This is a genomic window from Pararhizobium sp. (assembly GCF_965279435.1).
Classification (GTDB): domain Bacteria; phylum Pseudomonadota; class Alphaproteobacteria; order Rhizobiales; family Rhizobiaceae; genus Pararhizobium.
Window position 1 is genome coordinate 626,663 of the sequence record NZ_CBDIHY010000002.1, and the last position, 19,217, is coordinate 645,879.

The 19,217-nt window shown below is 58.5% G+C and carries 16 protein-coding genes; 9 read left to right on the forward strand and 7 right to left on the reverse strand.

Features of this window, described 5'->3' with window-relative positions; genetic code table 11:
* Positions 1 to 8: 8 nt before the first annotated feature.
* The gene (locus ACQY8Q_RS04445) at positions 9 to 971 is read right to left on the reverse strand and encodes a sugar-binding transcriptional regulator (protein WP_428425047.1); all 963 of its coding nucleotides are present in this window, start codon (positions 969 to 971) and stop codon (positions 9 to 11) included.
* Between the two features lie 637 nt (positions 972 to 1,608).
* Here ACQY8Q_RS04445 and ACQY8Q_RS04450 point away from each other — a divergent pair.
* From ACQY8Q_RS04450 to ACQY8Q_RS04480, 7 genes are all read left to right on the forward strand, one after another.
* Complete coding sequence (locus ACQY8Q_RS04450) at positions 1,609 to 2,265, forward strand: DUF2291 family protein (protein ID WP_428425049.1); 657 nt, start codon at positions 1,609 to 1,611, stop codon at positions 2,263 to 2,265.
* Positions 2,262 to 3,803: a sugar ABC transporter ATP-binding protein gene (locus ACQY8Q_RS04455; RefSeq protein ID WP_428425051.1), complete on the forward strand. Its 1,542-nt coding sequence runs from the start codon at positions 2,262 to 2,264 to the stop codon at positions 3,801 to 3,803. The genes ACQY8Q_RS04450 and ACQY8Q_RS04455 overlap by 4 nt, the downstream gene beginning before the upstream one ends.
* 26 nt (positions 3,804 to 3,829) lie before the next feature.
* A complete protein-coding gene (locus ACQY8Q_RS04460; RefSeq protein WP_428425053.1) occupies positions 3,830 to 4,960 on the forward strand; it encodes an ABC transporter permease in 1,131 nt (376 codons plus the stop codon).
* Between the two features lie 35 nt (positions 4,961 to 4,995).
* Complete coding sequence (locus ACQY8Q_RS04465) at positions 4,996 to 5,955, forward strand: D-ribose ABC transporter substrate-binding protein (protein WP_426130044.1); 960 nt, start codon at positions 4,996 to 4,998, stop codon at positions 5,953 to 5,955.
* A gap of 367 nt (positions 5,956 to 6,322) precedes the next feature.
* A complete protein-coding gene (locus tag ACQY8Q_RS04470; protein WP_428425056.1) occupies positions 6,323 to 7,858 on the forward strand; it encodes an FGGY-family carbohydrate kinase in 1,536 nt (511 codons plus the stop codon).
* On the forward strand, positions 7,855 to 8,631 hold the full coding sequence (locus ACQY8Q_RS04475) for a DeoR/GlpR family DNA-binding transcription regulator (protein ID WP_428425058.1): 777 nt from the start codon (positions 7,855 to 7,857) through the stop codon (positions 8,629 to 8,631). The genes ACQY8Q_RS04470 and ACQY8Q_RS04475 overlap by 4 nt, the downstream gene beginning before the upstream one ends.
* Entirely contained in the window at positions 8,628 to 10,343 is a 1,716-nt protein-coding gene (locus ACQY8Q_RS04480; protein ID WP_428425060.1) for a glycerol-3-phosphate dehydrogenase/oxidase, read from the forward strand. The genes ACQY8Q_RS04475 and ACQY8Q_RS04480 overlap by 4 nt, the downstream gene beginning before the upstream one ends.
* Positions 10,344 to 10,642: 299 nt before the next feature.
* Here the strand turns inward: ACQY8Q_RS04480 and ACQY8Q_RS04485 are convergent, their stop codons facing one another.
* The gene (locus ACQY8Q_RS04485; RefSeq protein ID WP_428425062.1) at positions 10,643 to 11,194 is read right to left on the reverse strand and encodes a nucleoside triphosphate hydrolase; all 552 of its coding nucleotides are present in this window, start codon (positions 11,192 to 11,194) and stop codon (positions 10,643 to 10,645) included.
* Between the two features lie 19 nt (positions 11,195 to 11,213).
* Positions 11,214 to 11,564 carry a glutamine amidotransferase gene (locus ACQY8Q_RS04490; protein ID WP_428425064.1) on the reverse strand — a complete coding sequence of 117 codons (351 nt, stop codon included), beginning with the start codon at positions 11,562 to 11,564 and terminating at the stop codon, positions 11,214 to 11,216.
* A gap of 300 nt (positions 11,565 to 11,864) precedes the next feature.
* Between ACQY8Q_RS04490 and ACQY8Q_RS04495 the strand changes: the two genes are divergently transcribed.
* On the forward strand, positions 11,865 to 12,332 hold the full coding sequence (locus ACQY8Q_RS04495) for a class II aldolase/adducin family protein (protein WP_428425066.1): 468 nt from the start codon (positions 11,865 to 11,867) through the stop codon (positions 12,330 to 12,332).
* Between the two features lie 319 nt (positions 12,333 to 12,651).
* Positions 12,652 to 13,599 carry a DMT family transporter gene (locus tag ACQY8Q_RS04500; RefSeq protein ID WP_428425068.1) on the forward strand — a complete coding sequence of 316 codons (948 nt, stop codon included), beginning with the start codon at positions 12,652 to 12,654 and terminating at the stop codon, positions 13,597 to 13,599.
* A gap of 549 nt (positions 13,600 to 14,148) precedes the next feature.
* Here ACQY8Q_RS04500 and ACQY8Q_RS04505 read toward each other — a convergent pair.
* From ACQY8Q_RS04505 to ACQY8Q_RS04520, 4 genes are read right to left on the reverse strand one after another with little or no spacing between them, the layout of a single operon-like run.
* Positions 14,149 to 15,666 (reverse strand): ABC transporter substrate-binding protein, encoded by a 1,518-nt coding sequence (locus ACQY8Q_RS04505; protein ID WP_428425070.1) that lies wholly within the window; start codon positions 15,664 to 15,666, stop codon positions 14,149 to 14,151.
* A 26-nt stretch (positions 15,667 to 15,692) separates the two neighbouring features.
* A complete protein-coding gene (locus tag ACQY8Q_RS04510; RefSeq protein ID WP_428425072.1) occupies positions 15,693 to 17,384 on the reverse strand; it encodes a dipeptide ABC transporter ATP-binding protein in 1,692 nt (563 codons plus the stop codon).
* Complete coding sequence (locus ACQY8Q_RS04515) at positions 17,381 to 18,235, reverse strand: ABC transporter permease (protein WP_428425558.1); 855 nt, start codon at positions 18,233 to 18,235, stop codon at positions 17,381 to 17,383. Before ACQY8Q_RS04515 ends, ACQY8Q_RS04510 begins: the two co-directional genes overlap by 4 nt.
* Positions 18,235 to 19,173: an ABC transporter permease gene (locus ACQY8Q_RS04520; RefSeq protein WP_428425074.1), complete on the reverse strand. Its 939-nt coding sequence runs from the start codon at positions 19,171 to 19,173 to the stop codon at positions 18,235 to 18,237. The genes ACQY8Q_RS04515 and ACQY8Q_RS04520 overlap by 1 nt, the downstream gene beginning before the upstream one ends.
* Positions 19,174 to 19,217 lie beyond the last annotated feature (44 nt).

Sequence of the window (19,217 nt, forward strand, 5' to 3'; positions counted from 1 at the left end):
TAACTGCGTTAGGACGCATCGTTTATAAGCGCCGACGCCGTCTGTTCGTCGATGATCAGTCCACTGAGACAGCCGCTCAACAATGCCGAGCGGATTGCCGGGATTTTGCCCGGCCCGCCGGCGATCGCGACAATGCGGCGTGCCTTCATGCTTTCCAGGCTTGGTGATAGAGTCCGTTCACCCAGCGTCGTCTCGACAGGCTTGCCACCCGCATCGAAGAAATGGCCGAGCATCTCGCCGACCCCGCCGTGATCGCGCACATCCTGCATCTCGGGAACCTCGATCATCTGCGACACGACGAGCTGGGAATCGAGTTCTGCGGTGCCGATACCAATCAGCATCAAATCGGCGCGCGCGGCCAGGTCGAAGACGTGACGCACACCACGCTGAGACAGGAGCACCTCCCGGTCTTCCACCGAGTTGGCAAAGAACGGCACCGGCATGACATAGGAAACCGCGCCGGTTTTTTCGGCGAGGCGGTGCATGACATCGTGGGGGTTTGCCGCATAATTGCGCGTCAGGCCGCCAAGAAGTGAAACAAACCGTACATCTCCGGCATCCACATTCGGCATCGCAGCAATAGCCGCAGCCAATGTGCGGCCATTGCCGATGCCGATTACTTGGCCCTGCAAATTTTTGATTTCGCGCTGCAGGAATTCGGCTCCCGCAACGCCGAGTGCGCGCATCAGCAGGCTTTTGTCATAGAGGTCCGGCAGGACTTCGCAATAATCCAGCCCGAAGAGATCAGCGATCTTGGTTTCGATTGCCACGCATTCGGTCACGTCACCATGGATGGAGAATTTTACCACCCCATTCTGGTTTGCCCACATGATCAGCCGGTGCGCCTTTACATTCGGTATGCCGAGCCGGGACGCAACCTCCGCCTGCGTTAAGCCGCCGACGTAATGGAGCCATGCTGCGCGGACAGCCAGGCTGTCGTCGCGGTCGCGCGCTGTAACCGTTCGCACCATCTCCCCTCCCGTGCCGCTCGTTGCAAAATGTAATTAATTTCACCTATTGCATTTTTTTACACAAAACGTAGTTTAAGTCAACAAGATCACACGATATCCCTTGATTATCACATACAGATTTTTCGAGGAACATGATGAAAGAAAAGAACTTTTGAGGTTGCTGACTTCGGCTTGAATGCGGGGTGTCTAACTTGGAAGATAATGGAATTCGTACGGTTTTTGCGGGTTACTGGTCGCGCATCCTTGCGAGGGGTTGGACTTTCTTCCTGGGTTTCCGGTTGCTCAATATGGAAACGTATCACTCAAATGCTTTATCTTAACGTTGTAAGCGTTGACATGAGCAGAAACGTATCACACTATTGGGGTAAGTTATAATGCTCGGATAACGGGACTGATGGGGTCCTGGCAAAGATGCGGAATTGCGCTGCGCGGGTGGGGGGATATCGCCGCGCGCAGGAAGCTGAGGAGGAGTAATCATGCAGACGATCACAGTTCGACCAAACGCAGTCCCACGCCTCCTGACGCTCCCGATCTCCGGTGCAGCTGGCATTGGCCCTACCTACCATCTCCCGCAAACTGCACCGCTACGAGCGTTGCGTCCGCTATTGATCCAACATCAAGTACAGGTCGGCACGATATGAGTTCACAGTCTTACATCGCAAAGAAGGGCCGCAAGCAGTCCAACATGGGCCGGATCGTGGCCTCGGCTGCCGTGCTGATTGTTCTTGCCGCAATGGCGCTCGATACCAAGGTCATTAGAATTGGCTCAAGCGATGACGTGAAGGCCGGGGTGTTCTCCGCTGCCGATTACGGCGCCACGGAATTCCCGAAGATAAAGGCCGGTGTTGAAGAGCGCGCGGTCGATGCTGCAACGCTGGCTGCTGCCATCGCCAGCGACCGGCCTGCTGCCGAGAAGACATATGGCATTTCTGCGGGTACTGGCGCTGTGATGTCCGTCAAGCTGACCGGGGTTTTCGGCGAGCCGAAATCAGGCATTTACGACGTCAAGGTCGAAGGCATCCCCGATACGGTGCGCGTCCGCGTGCAAACCGGACCGGCCATCAACGGAACGGAACTGCGCGATGCCACGGGCACGATCGCGTTCGGCCAATTTACCAACCAGATCGAATATCAGGATGCGGGTTCCGCTCTCAACAACCAGCTGAAGAAAGACGTTCTTGCCCAGATCGACACAAGCCAGCTGACCGGCAAGACGGTATCGATTATTGGCGCGTTCAAACTGATCAATCCGAAAAACTGGCTGGTCACGCCGGTAAGGCTGGACGTGCAATGAAGCCTTTAGCTGCAACCCCTCCGGCGTCTGATGACGCCGTCCTGTCCGCGCGGAACATTGCCAAGTCCTATGGCAATGTCCATGCGCTGAAAGGCGTCAACTTCGACATCCACCGCGGCAAGGTCACCACACTGTTCGGGGAGAATGGCGCCGGCAAATCGACGCTGATGAAGATCCTGTCGGGCGTGGTAACGCCCACGTCTGGTGATATCGTGCTTGACGGCGAAGTGGTGCATTTCTCATCGGCTTCCGATGCCCGTGATTGCGGCATCTCGATCATTCACCAGGAACTCAGCCTGGCGCCCAATCTCAGCGTTCGCGACAATATCTTCATGGGCCGGGAAATCCGCACGGCAACGGGTGTCGATTTTGCCGAGGAAGCGCGGCAGGCCAGAGCCCTGATGGCCGATCTAGAGGAAGACATCGACCCAATGACCCTTGTCGAGGATCTGCGGCTGGGGCAGCAGCAGATCGTCGAGATTGCACGCGCTTTGTCGGTCGATTCCCGCATTCTGATCATGGACGAGCCGACATCGGCGCTGAGCGCGACGGAAGTCGAAGTGCTGTTCAAGGTGATACGCGACCTGACGAGCCGGGGCGTCTCGATCGTCTATATATCCCATCACCTCGAAGAGGCGCTGCAGATCACCGATTACGCCGTAGTATTGCGCGATGGCGCCATGACGGCCAATGCCGAGGCAAAAGACATCGACCTGGAGTGGATTGTCCGCAACATGGTCGGCGAGAACTTCGATCTCGGTTCCCCGCCAACAGGCTACGCATTCGGCGAAACGGCCTTGTCGATCGAGAATGTCAGCGTCGACGATGCCTCGGGATCCGGCTATTCGGTCGTTGATCGCCTGTCACTTGAGGTCAAGGCCGGCGAGATCGTCTGCATCTATGGACTGATGGGGGCGGGCCGCACGGAACTGCTTGAAGCGGTTGCCGGACGGATGCCGCTGAGCGGTGGCCGTGTGATCGTCGAAGGCGACGACATCACACGCCTTAGCATTGCGCAGCGCATCGATAGGGGCCTAGTGCTCGTCCCGGAGGATCGCCAGCGGGACGGCTTGGTTCAGACGATGTCGGTTGGCCAGAACCTGTCGCTCGCCAGCATCGCAAGCTTTACCAGACGCATGCTGATGTCGCGGTCCGGCGAACAGGCTGTCGTCAACGAAGCGATCAGTAAGGTTCATATCAAGACCGATGGCGGAAGTGCTGCGATCGGCTCATTGTCGGGCGGCAACCAGCAGAAAGTCGTCATCGGCAAGATGCTGGCGACCAATCCGCGCGTCATTCTTCTCGATGAGCCGAGCCGCGGCATCGACATCGGCGCAAAGGCCGAGGTGTTCCGCCTGCTCAGCGAACGGGCAGCCAAGGGCCTCGCCGTCGTTTTCTCCACATCCGAGGTCGCCGAATGCCTCAGCATTGCGCACCGGGTTGTGGTGATGCGGCGCGGCAAGATTTCAGCGCAGTTCGGCGCCAATGTTTCAAAAGAAGAGATCATGGCCGCCTCGGGCGAAGCCGTGCATGTCTGATTACCGAGTTTAATGGAGCCCTGACTATGGCCAGTTCAGTCACCACCCCACCTCGTTCAGGTCTTTTCCGCGATGGCTTTGACCTGGGCAGGCTATTGCTTGAAGGGCGGGCATTTTTCGCGCTGATTGCCATCATCGTCGTCTTCTCGTTCCTGTCGCCCTATTATTTTTCGGTCAGCAACTTTCTGATCATGTCGTCGCATGTGGCGATCTACGGGATTCTCGCGATCGGCATGCTGCTCGTCATCCTGAATGGCGGCATCGACCTGTCGGTCGGCTCGACGCTTGGGCTTGCAGGGGTCGTTGCAGGTTTCCTGATGCAGGGCGTGACGCTTAACGCGCTTGGCGTCGTTCTCTACCCACCGATCTGGGTCGTCGTCTTGCTCGTCTGTGCACTTGGTGCCTTCGTTGGTATGATCAACGGCATTCTTATAGCCCGCTTCAAAGTTCCGGCCTTCGTTGCAACGCTCGGCGTGATGTACGTGGCGCGCGGCTTTGCGCTTTTGATGACCAATGGACTGACCTACAACAACCTTGGCGGCAAGGCGGAACTGGGCAATACCGGCTTCGACTGGCTTGGCTTCAATCGTCTCGCCGGCATTCCGATCGGTGTCGTCGTTCTGGTCGTCCTGGCGCTCATCGGCAGCCTCGTGCTCAACCGCTCGGCTTTCGGCCGCTGGCTGTATTCCACGGGCGGCAATGAGCGGGCTGCAGAACTCAGCGGCGTTCCGGTCAAGAAGGTTCAGGTGGCAGTCTACATGCTGTCCGGGATCTGCGCTGCCATCGCTGGCCTCATCCTGTCCTCGCAGCTGACCTCGGCTGGCCCGACGGCCGGCACCTCGTATGAACTGACGGCCATCGCAGCCGTGGTCATCGGTGGCGCTGCACTGACGGGCGGCCGCGGCAATATTCGTGGAACCCTGCTTGGTGCCTTCGTCATCGGCTTCCTGTCCGATGGCTTGGTGATCATCGGCATTTCCTCCTACTGGCAGACAGTCTTCACCGGCGCGGTCATCGTGCTCGCGGTGCTGCTCAATGCCGTTCAGTATCGCCGCCGCGTCAAGAAGACGACCGAGACCGACGGCACATCCGCTTCTCTGCAATCGACCGGCAAAGGCCAGACCGCCAATGCCACTCACGGGAAGATCGCCAGCTGACTGGCATACGACCAACCATCAAGGGAGAGAGTACAATGTTGAAACTGACAAAGAGAATGCTGCTGGCCAGCTTCATCCTGGCTGCACCTGTCATGGCGCTGTCGGCGACGGCTGCATCGGCCGAAGGCCTGATTTCGATCATCGTCAACGACCCGTCGAACCCCTATTGGTTCACGGAAGGCGAAGTGGCCGCGGCAAAGGCCAAGGAACTTGGATATACAGCAACGGTTGGTGCATCCAAGGGCGACACCAACACCGAAAGCAACCTGATCGATACCGCGATCACCAACAAATCGGTCGCAATCATTCTCGATCCGGCCAATGCTGACGGTTCCATCGGTGCCGTGAAGAAGGCCATCGCTGCCAACATCCCGGTTTTCCTCGTCAACGCCGAGATCAACCAGGAAGGCCTCGCCAAGGCACAGCTCGTTTCCAACAACGCGCAGGGTGCAGCCCTCGGTGCCCAGCAGTGGGTCCAGAGCATCGGCGAAAAGGGAAAATACGTTGAGCTTTTCGGCGCCCCTTCGGACAACAATGCAGCTACCCGGTCGAACGGTTACGAAACTGTTCTCAGCCAGTATCCTGATCTGGAAAAGGTCGGCTCGCAGGTTGCCAACTGGGACCGTACCCAGGGTCACGACAAGATGCAGAGCCTGCTCCAGGCTAATCCTGACGTCATCGGCCTGATCAGCGGCAACGACGAAATGGCGCTCGGTGCGATCGCTGCACTGAAGGAAGCCGGCAAGCTTGCCAACATCAAGGTCGGTGGCTTCGACGGCTCCCCGGACGCCGTAGCAGCCATCAAGGCTGGCGAACTGGAATATACCGTTCTTCAGCCAGTGGCGATCTTCTCGGCCGAAGCCGTCAAGCAAGCCGATTCCTTCATCAAGACGGGCAAGACCGGCGCTGCAACTGAAAAGCAGCTGTTCGATTGCCTGCTGATCACCAAGGACAATGTCGACAAGTACACGGCTCCATTCACGCTCTCTGAGTGACACTATCCGAGGGCGCCTTCGGGCGCCCTCAATCTCGATTGCGATTGATAGACAATCAATCGACGGCTTCCGGAATGACGGAAGAGGCCTTGATGGTGCCATTCCATTATCCCAGCGCATTCTGCAGTGAATGCCCTTCTGTGCATTTTTTTCCTTCGGTATAATTTCGGTTATCGCCGCAATCGCGCTGCATTCCGGGCATGTGCTTGCAGCCAGAGACGGCAACATACGGCTGAAAAAGCTCCTCAAAAAGATAACAATCCTTGACGTTAATTTCACACTGAAATACGATACCGTATCACAATATGGTATCGTCTTCTGCGTTGGATGACGGTGTCTCGATGCCCGATCAACGACGAGGAAAACCATGGCGAGCCTGCTGGGGATCGACAACGGACTGACTGTGACGAAGGCGGTCATCTTTGATGCGGACGGGACGCAGCTTTCAGTCGCGCGGCGGCGCGTGCCGCAATCCATCCCCCAGCCGCGCTTTGTCGAACGCGACATGGCCGGACTTTGGAGCGCCACGGCCGAGGCGATCCGCGAGGCGATTACCCTCAGCGGCAGGCCCGCATCAGATATCAAGGCGGTCGCGGCGACGGCCCATGGCGACGGCCTTTATCTGCTCGGTGAAGACAAACAGCCTCTTGGTCCGGGTATTCTATCGCTCGACAGCCGCGCTGGCGCAGTCATCGACACGTGGTCCGAGAGTGCCGTATTCAGCCAAGCGCTGGCTTTGACCGGCCAGATTCCGCACGTATCCGCACCGTCTGCCCTGCTCGCCTGGATCAAGCAGCATGAGCCAGAGCGCTACAAGCGCATCCGCCATGTGCTAGGCTGCAAGGACTGGCTGCGTTTCTGCCTCACGGGCACGATCGGAACCGACCGGACCGAGGCAAGCACATCCTTCACCGACGTCCACACCCAGGCCTTTTCACCGGAAGCAATGCGCCTTTTCGGCCTCGACGAGGTGTTCGAAGCACTGCCGCCGATGGCGCATTCCGCCGAGATCGCCGGATACGTCACGTCCGATGCCGCGACCCTGACAGGGCTTGCGGCCGGTACTCCGGTGGCCTTCGGCTTGCATGACGTCACGGCTTCTGCACTCGGCATCGGCGGCCATGCCGACGACATCGTCAGCATCGTCGCAGGCACCTATTCGATTAACCAGGTTGTCTCCACGGACGTGCGCGTCGATCCCCGCTGGTTCTGCCGCAATGCCATTGATGCAGGGCGATGGAACAACATGGCGATCTCGCCTGCTTCAGCCGCAAACTACGACTGGTTCCTCGACACACTATGCCGCAAGGACCAGGACGCAGCAGCCGAAAGCGGCACGTCGATCCACGAGACGCTGGCGCACGAGATCGACGCCGCCCTGCAAAGACCATCGACCATCCTTTTTCATCCCTATCTCTTCGGCTCGCCCCATGGGAATGTCGCCAGCGGTAGTTTTCTCGGGCTGCATGGCTGGCACGATCGCGGCGATATGCTGAAGGCCGTGCTCGAAGGCATCGCCTTCAATCATAAAATCCATATCGATGCGCTGCATGACGGTTTCGCCTTCAAAGAGGCGCGGCTTACCGGCGGCGCATCGCGTAACCCGGCCTTTGCGCAGATGTTTGCCGATATCCTCGGTATGCCGGTAACGGTGACATCGACCGATGAAGCAGCGGCATTCGGCGCAGCATTATGCGCCGGCGCAGCCGTTGGCCTGTTTGCCTCGGTCCAGGACGATCCGCGCGACCTGAGCGCGACAGGACGCCAATATCAGCCCGATCCGGCCCGCAGCGCAGACTTCAACCGGCGCTTCTCGCTCTACTGCCGCATTGCTGAAACATTGAAACCGCTGTGGCCGGATATCGAACAACTGTCAGAAAAAACCGAGGGGGATAGCGCGTGATCAAGGCAGACGAACGGCGGGAAGAAATCGCCAACTATGTCATCAAGCTCGGTCAGGTCCGGCTTGACGATCTGGCCGAACATTTTGGTGTCTCGCGCATGACCATCCATCGCCACATCGACCACCTGGCGCAGCAAGGGGTCTTGCGCAAGCTGCATGGTGCGGTGACTGCGCAGCCATCCGGTGTCTACGAGAGCGCCTTCCGTTACCGCATGACGGTGGGAACCGCGGAAAAGAACGCTTTGGCGCGCGCTGCTCTGGACTACGTTGAAGCCGGTCACGTCATCATGCTCGACGATTCGACCACGACCTGCGCCATTGCGCCGCTTTTGCAGGATATCAAACCGCTGACCGTGATCAGCAACAGTCTCTCGACAGCAGCTCTGTTGACTGCAGCCGACGACATCGACTTCATCTGTCTTGGGGGGCAATATCACCGGACATACAATGCCTATATCGGCATTGTCTGCGAAAACGCCGTCTCCAGGCTGCGCGCCAATGTGCTGTTCTGCTCGGTCTCCGCCATCACCGGCACAACCACCTATATCCAGGATCCGCAGGTGGTGCGCGTCAAGCAGGCGATGATGGCGGCGTCCAACCAACGCATTCTGCTGGTTGACCATTTCAAGTTCAACAATGTCGCTCTGCATGCGCTGGACGAACTCACCGCATTCGACACCGTTCTGGTGACCGACGGGATCAGCGACGCCCAAGCGCAAAAACTCGAACAGGCGGGCGTACGCCTGCGCGTCGTCAGGACAAACCCGGCATGAACCAACTGCAAAACGAAACGTCTTCACACCCGGCCGATCGTCTGACCGCTCTAGGCAATGAAGAGGATTTCGACGTCGTCATTTTCGGCGCCGGCATCAATGGCGCCGGCCTGTTCCGCGATTTGTGCGCGCAGGGGCTGAGATGCCTGATCATCGATAAGGGTGATTTCGGTTCGGGCACCAGCGCTGCCCCTTCCCGGCTGATCCATGGTGGCCTCAAATACCTGGAAACAGGCGAATTCGGCCTTGTTGCGCAATCGACGCTGGAGCGCAATCTGCTTCTCAAGAACGCGCCTCACTATGTCACTCCGCTACCGACGCTCATCCCGATCTTTTCGTGGTTCAATGGCATAACCGCTGCTCTACGTACGCTGTTCGGCTCGACCAGCGCACCGCGCAGCCGAGGTGCTGTCCTCATAAAAATCGGATTGGCACTCTACGATTTCTACGGATCGCGCGACCGGGTCATGCCGCGCCACAGCCTGGTCGGGCGCAGCCGCGCGCTAAAAGAGATGCCTGTGCTGACCAAGTCGATTGTGGCCGCAGGCACCTATTACGATGCGAAAATCAGCCATCCCGAACGGTTGGTCCTTGAATTGATCGAGGACGGCCTGGCGACCAGCGAAACCTCTGTGGCGGCCAACTACACCACAATGACGTCGGCCTCGGGCGGTCTTTTGACCTTTCAGACGCAAAAGGGTGGCACGTTTTCCGTGCGCCCGAAACTGGTCGTCAACGGCGCTGGCCCCTGGATCGATCACGTTAACGCCGCGCTCGGAGCGCCTTCCAAAATGATCGGCGGCACCAAGGGCTCGCATATTCTGCTCCAGAACGACGAACTCGTGCGTAGTCTTGCCGGCCGAATGGTCTATTTCGAGGCCGATGACGGGCGTATCTGCCTGGTATTCGATTACCTCGGCCGCGCCCTTGTCGGATCGACCGATACGAAGGCCGACAATCCGGATACGGTTCGCTGCGAACAGGATGAAGTCGATTATTTGCTGGCAAGCGTCAGCGCGCTGATGCCGGGCGTCAAAGTCGATCGCGCCCAGATCGTCTATGCCTATAGCGGCATCCGGCCCCTGCCCGCGTCGGACGCGTCTATCGCCGGCCTCATCAGCCGCGATCACTCGGCGCCGGTCACCGAGCCGGATCAAACCCGTCCTTTTGCGATCATGTCCCTGATCGGCGGCAAGTGGACCACTTTCCGGGGATTTGCAGAGGAAGTTGCTGACACGGTACTCAAGCGCCTTGAACGCAATCGGTCCGTCAGTACCCGCTCGATGCCGATCGGCGGCGGCCGGAATTTCCCCGCAGACGCAGGGCAACGTTTGCAATGGCTGACCGAAACATCGGCCGCATCCGGCCTTGATCTGCAACGGGTCGACACCCTTCTGTCCCGCTACGGAACCCGCGCCTCGGAGGTCGCACGACATGAAGGCGCCTGGAGTGGCACCGAACGGCTGCCTGACTCGCAGGATTACAGTCTGGCGGAAATCGACTACATCGTCCGCAACGAGTTTGTCGAACATCTGGCGGATGTTGTGATGCGCAGAACAACACTGGCCGTCACCGGTTCCCTGACGATCAGCGATCTGCAGGCCATTGCCGCCATTGCCGCCCGTGCTCGCGGCTGGAACAGCGAGCGGACCGAAAAGGAAATTGACGAGACTGCAGTCCAACTCAAGGGTAAAAACCTGATGCGGATTTGATGGTATGGTTCCGGGCATGGTCGGAACTTTACCAAGCCTCGCTAATATTGACGCAAGGGGTTCTCAAATATCGGCGAATCCAAGTCGAGGAGGCTTTCAATAGATTCAGCGGTTTCTTTGGTTCTGTTCCAAAATTTGGAGTGCCCGCGTACAATGAAGCGGCCAAACGCGTTGTGTTGATAGGCGTTAGAAGGATTCGCTTCTCTGCACCCAGTCAAGAACGTCAGATCTGCTCTATCACGAAATCGGCGGTGTGCTTCGACCGTTGGACCAAATCGACATTGATCATGTCATTGAGGTCAACTTGCGCAACGATCTCTGGTGCGGTCTTGCCGTGTTCGAGCCATCGCCCAACCAACCTGCGCCTCAGGATCTCGCGCGGCACTTCGATCATAACCGACATATCGAAAACGCAGCTGGTTCCAGCGATCCTGATCGAGGAGAAGGTAACTGCCCTCGACGATAACAGCACGGATCGATCGGGGTATAATGCGCGCTCCGCCACGGGAGATCTCGAGACCGCGGTCAAATACGGGCACGGCGACCTCTTCTGCATCATTAGATCGCAGACGCTTCAACATGTGCAGGAAGCCGTCGCTGTCGAACGTTTCGGGCGCTCCTTTAAGATGCCTGATGCCCCGCCGAACGAGAATTTCGTCGTCGAAATGGAACCCGTCCATCGGGACAACCCCCGCATATCCAGGAGACTTGGCGTTGAGCGCACGATCGATACCACCTGCTAAGGTCGACTTTCCGGACCCTGGCGGCCCCGCGATCGCGACAGTCCGTCTCTCACCAATGGGTATACCGGTAAGGTGCCCGATGAGGTTTTCTGCCGAGATCGTCTTCATTTTTTGAAACGGCCTCACTTCAAAGTTCACGCGCAAGCCAACGCACCATGTTGGCCATCAGTGTGTCATAGCCACCCCAACGCATAAATTCGTCCGACAGCCAGTGCGGCCCGATGTCTGTCATCCATGCCAAAGAGCGGCCGGCCTTGTAGTCTCGCGTTGAAAGGAGCGGCAAATTGCGGTCCTGGTATGGACAATGAACCAACGTTGTTGCTTCCGCTTCCGATCTGGCGTGAACCCTGTTCATTCCTAGGACGAAAGGCAAGGCCGACGTCAAATCAGAGAGAACGGGATGATCGGGGCGGACAATGACGGGGTCGATCCCCTCGGGCGCCTCTAGACCATCCGGCCCTGCATCTTTGGCCTTCACCGGGTTTCTTGATCTCTCGCGGGAGATCGGCCGCGACACTGAAAACACAGGGTGCCGGTGGTAATACCTCTTTCAAATGCGACGGAGTGATGTGGGAGAAAGCATCCGGCACCTGGGTCGATCATGCGGGTGAGCGTGATATTGTGGTGCCGGTGATGGTGACGACGCTGGTGGCGGCGCTCCGCGCGGGGAATCCGGGCGCTGAGAAGCGCCATCGATTTTATCGTCACGGCGCTGAACGCTTCCGGGCTGCGTCCCTCGATCGAGACCAGTTTCCACGCGGTGTTGCCGCAGACCGTCGTGGCTCACTACCATTGCGTCAACGCCATTGCACTCTCCGTGCTGGCAGACAGGGATGCCGTCATCGCGGCGCGCATGTCGAGAGTGTCAGATCTGACATGGGCAACGATCCCCTATCGTCGCCCGGGCACACCTCTCGCCCACGAGATTGATCGTTTCGCCGACACCCGGACGGACGTGCTGGTCCTCTACGACCACGGCATAATTGTCAGTGGCGAAACGGCTGAAGAGGTGCGCCAGCACATCGCACGTGTCACGGAGGCTTTCTCGGTCGATGAGCGCGATGCGGGAAACGTCAACCCGGCAACGCTCGGAGCCATGGTAGAGCGCACTGATTTCCATGCCGCAGAGGACGTGCAAAGCCACAAGACTGCACTCAGCCCAGCGAATGTGGTCGCGGCCACGCGCGGTTCGCTCTATCCGGCCCAATCTCATTTTCCTCGGCACCGAGATCGGCGTGCTGCTTAGGGAGAGGCGGTAACGGCCTATTGTAAGGCGCGCCGGGCGCAAAACCGTCCGATTCCGAAAATGCTGCTCGCGCCGGGGCACTGCGTTCTGCTAGCCAACAAACTCACCGCCGGCGGCCGTGTCATGGCACGCTGCCTGGCGGAAGTGGTTTCCCGCATCCCGGAGGGTATCTTGGTCGCTTATCTTGACCCTGTACAGGAACATGAACCATGTAATAAACGCACGATGGACTTGTCGCAGACTATGCTCGTTCTGCAACGTCATAAACATCCAACACAAGACCGAAAAAGCTCGGGAATTTCGCGCCAACGGGGGAAAGATGGAAAGTGAACCGAGGCCGACACGAGCAACAATAATTCTCTCTATAGGAATGGCCCTATCAGGAACCGCAGGGCTTTTTTCCGTTTCCTCCGGTCAACCAACTTTCAATGTCGTGTTCTTCCGCTGCGTCTTCGGGGCACTCGCGCTTATAGGTTGGGTATCCCTGCGCAGTGGCTGGAAAAGTCTCTTCTCTATCGAACGACGACTATGGCCACTTGTGCTGATAAGCGGCATCTGTCTGGTCCTCAACTGGCTGAGCCTGTTCGAAGCGTTCCATCGTACCTCTATCGGCTTTGCAACGATCATCTATCATCTTCAACCCTTCTGGATCGTGCTCGCCGGCGGCCTACTCCTGAAAGAGGCGTTGTCCCGGCACAAGATCGGCTGGATATGCCTCGCCTTTCTCGGCCTCATCATCACCATTCTGCCGAAGATCGGCAATATGCAAACTGACCGGAACTGGCTGATCGGCGTCGGTTTGGCTCTCGTCGCCTCACTATTCTATGCCGCGACGACACTGACCACGCGCGCGATCAAGGGCGTGAATCCGGACGTTCTGAGCGCAGTTCATTGCCTGATCGGATGTATCGCCTTCCTGCCATTTCTCAACACGGCAGCACTCGAAACGGATAGCGCCGGCATGTGGGGATGGCTCGTCGGTCTCGGCATCATCCATACCGGCATTGTCTATGTATTGCTGTACACGGCATACCCTAAAGTCCAAACCGCCGTCATTGCCGCCGCTGCGTTCCTGAACCCTGTCGTAGCGCTGTTATCCGACTTCCTCGTCTTCGGCCGTTCAATCACTGTGCTGCAGGCGGTTGGCTTGGGCCTGATCCTACTCGCCGGTCTCGGCGTAAATCTCGGTTGGCCGTTTTGCTTTGGAAAGCCCCATGACTCGTCGCGATGTTCCCGCAGACCGTCCAGAAACTCTGCGGATAGCTAGGTTTCGGCTTGCGCCCACCTTTGAGGATTCCGGATAGGGCGCGCTGCGCTTCGTGCTGATGACGAACGTGGTCTGTTCTTTAATCGCGACAAACGTCAGAAAGGAAGCGCAGCACAAAGTACTATGCGGGTTTGGACGCCTCGCTGAAAGAGACCTCTATAGGCATCTTGAATGAAGCCGGCGCGGTGTTCCGGGAGCTAAAAGCCCCCAAGCCATCCGGAAGATTTGGTCCGGATATTGGGGGATTCTGCCTTGTAGCTCGTTCGGGTTAGCCTTGACTCGGGACCACTGTCACAATGGCTATTTAGCGGGATGCCGGAAGCTGGTCTGACTGCCATCAGCATCGAGACCCGTCTTCCTAGTCAGTGATTTAAGCAGCTATAAAAATCCACTCGCCTAACGGGTATCAATAGTTTTACCGCGAGCCCAATCTTGGTTGTAACAGATTTCAATTTCGCGCATCGCGCCAGTTGGCGGTCAAGCTGACGGGATGACACCACGCCATCCGCCTTATAAGCAGATGGCGTGGTTGGATCAGATATCGGAAACTCAGTTCTTAACGGTATCCTCAAGGAAGAAGCGGCCGAGCGGGTTCTGGTAGAAGTTGCCGACATTCTTGCGCGAGACGTTGATATAGGGGCTGTAGTAGAGGTCGATCCAGTGGACGTCGTCCTTTGCGATCTTCTGGATCTCGACATACATCGCTTCGCGCTTGACTGGGTCTAGCTCCAGCCGTGCGGCTGCCACCATGTCTTTGACCTTGTCGTTCTTGTAGCGGGTCATGTAGTTCATGTTGGTATCATGGCCGAGGACGAAGGTGGTCTTCTGGTCCGGATCGAGAATGTCGTTGGTCCAGTACATTACCGAGATATCGTAATCGCCGGCAACCAGCATGTCCCAGCTCTGGCTGGCATCCACCTTCTGCAGGTTGACTGTAACACCGGCCTTGGCCAGTTGCTGCTGCAGCAGAACGGCTATCTGCTCATCGACCTCGTTGCCGGCGTTGACAATGTAATTCAACGACAGATCGGAAGCCCCGGCGTCCGCCAGCATCGCCTTGGCCTTGGCCGGGTCATAAGGATACTGGTAGTTGTCGGCATAGTGATAGAGCGAGCCCTTCGGGATATAGGAGTTTGCAACTTCACCGAGGCCGAAGGTGACGGTATCGACGATCGCCTTCTTGTCGATCGCCATATCGAGGGCCTGGCGGACTTCTTTCTTGGCAAGGGCGCCGTGTTCGTGGTTGATCAAAAGATGATCCTCGCGCGTCGAGGTGTCGATATGGACCGCAAGGTTCGGATCTTTTTTCAGTTCCTCGACACGCGAGAACGGCACGAAGATCGCCGTATCCAGTTCTCCGGCCTGCACGTTCAGCATGCGCGTATTGTCGTCCGGCACCGAAATCCACTCGACACCATCAAGCTTGACCCGGTCAACCTGCCAGAAGTTCGGGTTCTTTTCGAGGATGACACGGTCGCCCCGGCGCCATTCCTTGACCGTGAAAGCGCCCGACGAGGCGATCGGCTTTTCGGCGAAGGCTTCCTCCCCAGCCTCTTCCAATCCTTTCTTGGATAGAACCGAGACGTTCGGCAACGCCAGTGTCGACAGGAACGGTGCCGATGGCGTCTTCAGCTTGACGACCAGCGTCCTGTCGTCGCTGGCTTCGGCCGTCTCGACGATCTTGTAACTGTCACTCCAGAGCGAGCCTTCGTTGTCGCGGATGCGCAACAGGCTAAAAGCAGCGTCGCCGGCAGTAATGGGCGAGCCGTCGGAGAATTTGGCGTCGCGGATCTTGAAGGTATAGGTCAGGCCATCGCCGGAAACGGTCCAGCTTTCGGCAAGGCCGGGTTCCAGCTTGGTGCCGGTCTTGTCGACACGGACCAGCACGTCGAAGACGTTTGAGAATACCCAGTTGTCGACGTTCTGCGCCGACTTGATCGGGTCGAATGTCGTTGAATCCTCACGCCGGCCGATGGTCAGCACGCCCGCCGCTTCGGCAATCGTCGAGCTCAGCATGAGCATGGTCAGCACCGTGGCCATGCTCATCGTTTTCCATTTGCTTTTCATGTCGTTCGTTCCCTTTGTTGTTATTCTCAGGCAGTCAAGAGATGCGGTGTGGTTTGCCCTGGCAGGCGCCGCAGCAGCGGCTTGTCTGGGTCGATGTCCGGAATGGCTGCGATCAGCGCAGCGGTGTAGGGATGCCGTGGCCGGGCAAAGACGTCGGCGCAAAGCCCCTCTTCGACGATTTCTCCGCGATACATCACCACGACGCGCTCGCAGAGATCGCGGACAATGGCGAGGTCGTGTGCAATAAACAGCAGCGTCAGGTTCATGATGCTCTTCAGTTCGCGGAAGAGATCGATGATTTGCGCCTGGATGGTAACATCGAGGGCAGCCACACATTCGTCGGCGATGATCATTTTCGGATCGACGGCAAGTGCGCGGGCTATGCCGGCACGCTGGCACTGGCCGCCGCTCATGGCGCGCGGGCGCCGCGTGGCGAATTCGCGTTCCAGACCGACAAGATCGAGCAGCTCGTTTATGCGCTCCGGGATGCGGCTTGCGGGAACCTTGTTCTGCACCCGCAACACTTCGGCCAGAGTTTCACCGATGGTGAGGCGCGGATTGAGGGCGTTATAGGGATCCTGGAACACCATAGCTGCCTGGGTGCGGATCTGCGCCAATGTCTGCTTACGCTGCTGCGCCAAATCCGAGCCATCAAAGCTGATATGGCCCGATGACAATGGGGTCAGGCCAAGAATGGCGCGCGCCAGTGTGCTCTTGCCAGAACCGCTTTCGCCGACGATGCCCACGGTTTCGCCGGGCATGACACGCAGGCTGACGCCGTTGACGGCGGCAATGTGTTTCCGGCCGCCTTTGAACAGGCCAGGTCCCGGGGTTGGAAAGCGTACGACGAGATCATCTATCTCCAGCAATGGCCGCACCGTCGGGGCAGAGATGCCTGCTACGGCCGGTGCCAACCCACCCTCCTCCGGCATTGACGGATGGCTTTTCAGCAGGCTGATCGTATAGGCGTGCTGCGGCGCCGACAGCACCCGGCGTTTGTCGCCGATTTCCAGCAATTGGCCGTGACGCAGAACGGCAATGCGATCGCAGGTCTGGGCGACGATGCCAAGATCATGGGTGATGAGAATGATAGACAGGCCGCGGCTGTCGCGCAGGTCCATCAACAGCTTGAGAATCTGTGCCTGGATGGTGACGTCGAGCGCCGTCGTCGGCTCGTCGGCGATAAGGATTTTCGGGTTGCAGGAGAGCGCGACCGCGATCATGGCGCGCTGCCGCATGCCGCCGGAGAGTTCATGCGGATAGTTGTCGTATTGCCGGGCCGGGTCGGGAAAGCCGACCTGGCCGAGAATGTCGGTTGCCGCAGTTTTGGCTTCGCTACGCGATTTGCCTTGGTGATAGCGGATACCCTCGGCAATCTGGTCGCCGATGCGCATCACCGGATCGAGATGACTGGTGGGGTTCTGGAACACCATGCCGATGTCGGCACCGCGCACAGAGCGCATCGTAGCCTCATCGAGCGTAACGAGATCGCGGCCCGACAGCAGGATGGAGCCGCCTGTGATGGCAATCGCCTTTGACGGCAGGAGCTTGACCAGCGCGCGGCAGATCATGCTCTTGCCGGAGCCGCTTTCGCCGACCAGACCAAGGATTTCACCCTTGCCGAGATCGAAGGAGACGGCATCAATCAGTGTGCGTGTCTCACCGTCAAGCCGCGCTTGGACCGTGAGGCCACAGATGGAGAGCACCGGCTCGCTCATTCGCGCACTCCCAGCCATTCGCCAAGTCCATCGCCAAGCAAGCTGAACCCAAAGGCAAGGACGACGATGGACAGTCCGGGAAACAAGGTGATCCACCAGGCCGTGGTGATGAAGCTCTGACCTTCGGCGACCATGACACCCCATTCGGCTACCGGCGGCTGTACGCCAAGCCCGAGATAGCTGATAGCAGCCCCATTGAGCAGCACCAGCACCGCATCCGACATTGAGAACACCAGAGAACCGGCAATGGCATTCGGCAACAGATGACGAAACATGATGCGCGGGCGACTGAAGCCAAGGCTGACGGCGGCCAGTGCATAATCGCTATTCTTCAGCACCAGTATCTGGGCGCGGATCAACCGGGCATAGGAGACCCAGCCGACCAGTGCCATGGCGATGTAGAAGCTGGACAGGCCTGGTCCGAGAATGGCGATGATCGACAGCATCAGCACGAGGAATGGAAAGGCGAGAATAATATCTACCAGCCGCATGAAGATGGCGTCGACGATGCCGCCGAAAAAGCCTGCGACGGTACCGATGAACGTGCCGATCAGGAACGGAAAGACGACGCCGATGACGGCAATCTGCAGGTCGATCCGGGCGCCCCAGATGACGCGAGAGAGGATGTCGCGGCCGAAATTGTCCGTGCCGAAAGGGTGCGCAAGTGCCGGCGGCAGCAAGCGAACGTCAGCATTCTGGAAGATCGGGTCATAGGGCGCGATCAGCGGGGCGGTCAGCGCCATTAGCAGGAACAGGCCAAGGATGCCGACACCCGTTGCAAGCGTCAGGTGACGGCCGAGAAAGCGGCTCCACGGCATGTTCATGCGCATGGCGTTGGTGGCGGAGGTCATCATAGGCGCACCCTCGGATCGACGGTCACGGTGATGATATCGGCGAGGAAATTGACCAGCACGGTGGCACAGGCAAACACCATCGCAACGCCTTGGACCACCATGTAGTCGCGCGAGAAGATGGCGCGCACCAGAAGCTGGCCCATACCGGGAATGGCAAACACGGTTTCGACCACCACCGTGCCGCCGATCAGCCAGCCGATGTTGACCGCAAGCAGGTTGATGGTCGGTACCAGCGAATTCGGCAGCACATGCCGCCAGAAGACGATGCTCTCCGGCATACCGCGCGCGCGCGCCGCCGTTGCCAGATCCGATTGCAGCTCGACGATCATCGCTGCCCGCAAACTGCGAGTCAGCACCGCCGAAAGCGACAGGGCGATGGTCAGGCTCGGCAGGATCAGGTGGGCCGCCTTGTCGAGCAAGGTGTCGCCGTAACCCGATACAGGGAAGATACCGAGCTTGACGGAAAATAGGATGATCAGCATCAGCGCCAGCCAGAATGGCGGAAAGCCGATACCCAGTGTCGAGACGATGCGCACCGCATGATCGGCAAGGCGGCCATTGTTGCGGGCGGCAAGCGCCGCCATCGGCACCGCGATCAGGATCGACAGGATGACGCTGGTGAGCACCAGCACCAGCGTCGGCTCGATGCGGGTCAGTATAAGCTTCAGCACATCGATCTTGAACAGAATGGACTTGCCCATCTCGCCCTTGCCGAGATTTTGCAGGAAATAGAAATATTGCAGCCAGATCGGTTCATCCAGGCCGTACTGGGCGCGGATTCTGGCAATGGCCGTCGGCGTTGAGCGCGTGCCAAGCAGAACCCGGGCCGGATCACCGGGGATGAGGCGCACGAGAATGAAGGTGATGACGCTGATGCCGAACAGCACCGGCAGAAATTGGAGCGGACGGAACAGAACGAACCTATACCGATGCATGCAAATACACCTTTCCAAGCTGCCAGAGGCCTGGGAACTGCCCG

What these genes read in the sequence shown, in the direction of transcription:
- ACQY8Q_RS04520 (WP_428425074.1), bottom strand. Translation starts at nt 19,173, where the DNA reads ATGCATCGGTATAGGTTCGTTCTGTTCCGTCCGCTCCAATTTCTGCCG.
- ACQY8Q_RS04510 (WP_428425072.1), bottom strand. Translation starts at nt 17,384, where the DNA reads ATGAGCGAGCCGGTGCTCTCCATCTGTGGCCTCACGGTCCAAGCGCGG.
- ACQY8Q_RS04480 (WP_428425060.1), top strand. Translation starts at nt 8,628, where the DNA reads ATGAACCAACTGCAAAACGAAACGTCTTCACACCCGGCCGATCGTCTG.
- ACQY8Q_RS04470 (WP_428425056.1), top strand. Translation starts at nt 6,323, where the DNA reads ATGGCGAGCCTGCTGGGGATCGACAACGGACTGACTGTGACGAAGGCG.
- ACQY8Q_RS04515 (WP_428425558.1), bottom strand. Translation starts at nt 18,235, where the DNA reads ATGACCTCCGCCACCAACGCCATGCGCATGAACATGCCGTGGAGCCGC.
- ACQY8Q_RS04460 (WP_428425053.1), top strand. Translation starts at nt 3,830, where the DNA reads ATGGCCAGTTCAGTCACCACCCCACCTCGTTCAGGTCTTTTCCGCGAT.
- ACQY8Q_RS04465 (WP_426130044.1), top strand. Translation starts at nt 4,996, where the DNA reads ATGTTGAAACTGACAAAGAGAATGCTGCTGGCCAGCTTCATCCTGGCT.
- ACQY8Q_RS04455 (WP_428425051.1), top strand. Translation starts at nt 2,262, where the DNA reads ATGAAGCCTTTAGCTGCAACCCCTCCGGCGTCTGATGACGCCGTCCTG.
- ACQY8Q_RS04450 (WP_428425049.1), top strand. Translation starts at nt 1,609, where the DNA reads ATGAGTTCACAGTCTTACATCGCAAAGAAGGGCCGCAAGCAGTCCAAC.
- ACQY8Q_RS04445 (WP_428425047.1), bottom strand. Translation starts at nt 971, where the DNA reads ATGGTGCGAACGGTTACAGCGCGCGACCGCGACGACAGCCTGGCTGTC.
- ACQY8Q_RS04485 (WP_428425062.1), bottom strand. Translation starts at nt 11,194, where the DNA reads ATGAAGACGATCTCGGCAGAAAACCTCATCGGGCACCTTACCGGTATA.
- ACQY8Q_RS04500 (WP_428425068.1), top strand. Translation starts at nt 12,652, where the DNA reads ATGGAAAGTGAACCGAGGCCGACACGAGCAACAATAATTCTCTCTATA.
- ACQY8Q_RS04505 (WP_428425070.1), bottom strand. Translation starts at nt 15,666, where the DNA reads ATGAAAAGCAAATGGAAAACGATGAGCATGGCCACGGTGCTGACCATG.